Origin of the sequence: Lactobacillus sp. HMSC08B12, assembly GCF_001808415.1 — a bacterium.
Classification (GTDB): domain Bacteria; phylum Bacillota; class Bacilli; order Lactobacillales; family Lactobacillaceae; genus Lactobacillus; species Lactobacillus delbrueckii.
Genome location: NZ_KV793213.1, coordinates 1 through 1,409, shown reverse-complemented (window position 1 = coordinate 1,409; position 1,409 = coordinate 1). Strand labels below are relative to the sequence as shown.

1 protein-coding gene and 1 pseudogene are annotated in these 1,409 nt (G+C 48.3%); one reads left to right on the top strand and one right to left on the bottom strand.

The annotated features are described in order from the left end of the window. Positions 1-1,109: MATE family efflux transporter (locus HMPREF3168_RS08830; protein ID WP_148129893.1), on the top strand; the 1,109-nt coding region annotated here is incomplete at its 5' end. Positions 1,110-1,154: 45 nt separating this feature from the next. Here HMPREF3168_RS08830 and HMPREF3168_RS10205 read toward each other — a convergent pair. Beyond that, positions 1,155-1,409 (bottom strand): annotated as a pseudogene (locus HMPREF3168_RS10205) (hypothetical protein); the annotation flags it as partial.

The following is a 1,409-nucleotide window of genomic DNA, read 5'->3' as shown; positions in this document are numbered from 1 at the left end:
AGAGTCAATGTCTTAACTTAATGACATTGATAGCCCGGGACACCCTCTTTCTCAGTGCGATTAGCGGTCTGGTCTTAGTGGTAATTGCCTGGATCTCCCTGCCCGCTCTTTATAAGGCGGTGTCTTTACCGGAAAACATGGTGGGGGATGCCCTCCTATATGGCCGGGTCTACCTCTTTGCCCTGCCGATCATCTACATCTATGACGTTGGCCGGGCTATCTTAATCTCCAATGAGCGGGCCAAAATCTCCTTCTATCTCCTGGCAACTTCCAGCATCTTAAACCTACTATTAAATCTTCTTTTCATTCTCGTCTTGCAGCTGGGTGTATTAGGTTCAGCCCTGGGCACGGTTTTAGCCCAAGGGATCACCATGCTGGTCACCCTCTACCTTTTGGCAAAAATGGACCGGCAGGAAGAAGAGCCTGTCTCCCTTAAGCCTGACCTCTCCTGGACAAAAATCAAGTCCATCCTTCATATTGCCCTGCCAACAATCTTCCAGCAATTCGCGATCACCTTCGGTGCAACATTGGTTCAGGCCTGGGTCAACCCCTTTGGCCAGGAGGCAATCTTGGGCTATGTCGCTATCGTCAAGGTCATGAACCTGGCCCGGATCGTCCTGGTTGGCTTTGCCCAGACGTTAACTCTGATGACGGCTCAGTTATTGGCGGCAAAAACGTACTCTGCTGTTAAAGCAGTTTACCGCTACTGCAGCAATGTCTCCCTCATCTACTGGCTGGTCAGCTCAGCCCTGTCGGTCATCTTCTGCCAGCTATTGGCAGGCATGTTCTTTGATTCAGGCCAAAACCAGGCAGCTTACTCCTTCTTCAGAGTTTACCTCTATGCTTTTGTCGGCATCCAGCTTTTCTCCATCTTCAAGTTCTTGAATGAAGGATTGCTCAGAAGCATGGTTTTGATGAAGGAATACCTCTACTGCAACTTGGGTGAATTAGCCCTTAAGCTAGCCGCTACCTGGCTGCTTTTAACGCCTCTTCAGACTAATGCTTTCTGGAGCGCGGAACTGGGAGCCAGAATCATCTGCGTCTTGGGCTCAACCATCTTGGTTATTAAAGAAATGCAAGCTTTAGAAGCAATAGAAAGAGCCGGTTAATACCGGCTTTTTCTCTGCAGTCATAAATGTAGTAAAGAAAGAAGATTACCGGGCCTGGCGGTCGCTCTCGGCTTTCTTGTAGAATTCTTCCTTGGATTTGCGCATGGCCTTGTCTGCCTGGTAGAGCAGGTCACTGACATTTAAGTGGTCGGCCTTTGCCTGCTTGATCCCGATTGAAACGTGGTAGCATTGCTTTTTCAAGTTAGAAAGGATTTGGTCAGACTTTGCTTGGACTTTGTCCAAGCGCTCGTCTAAGGCAATTGCTAAAAACGGTTCAGTATAAAAACTTGTGTAAATGAC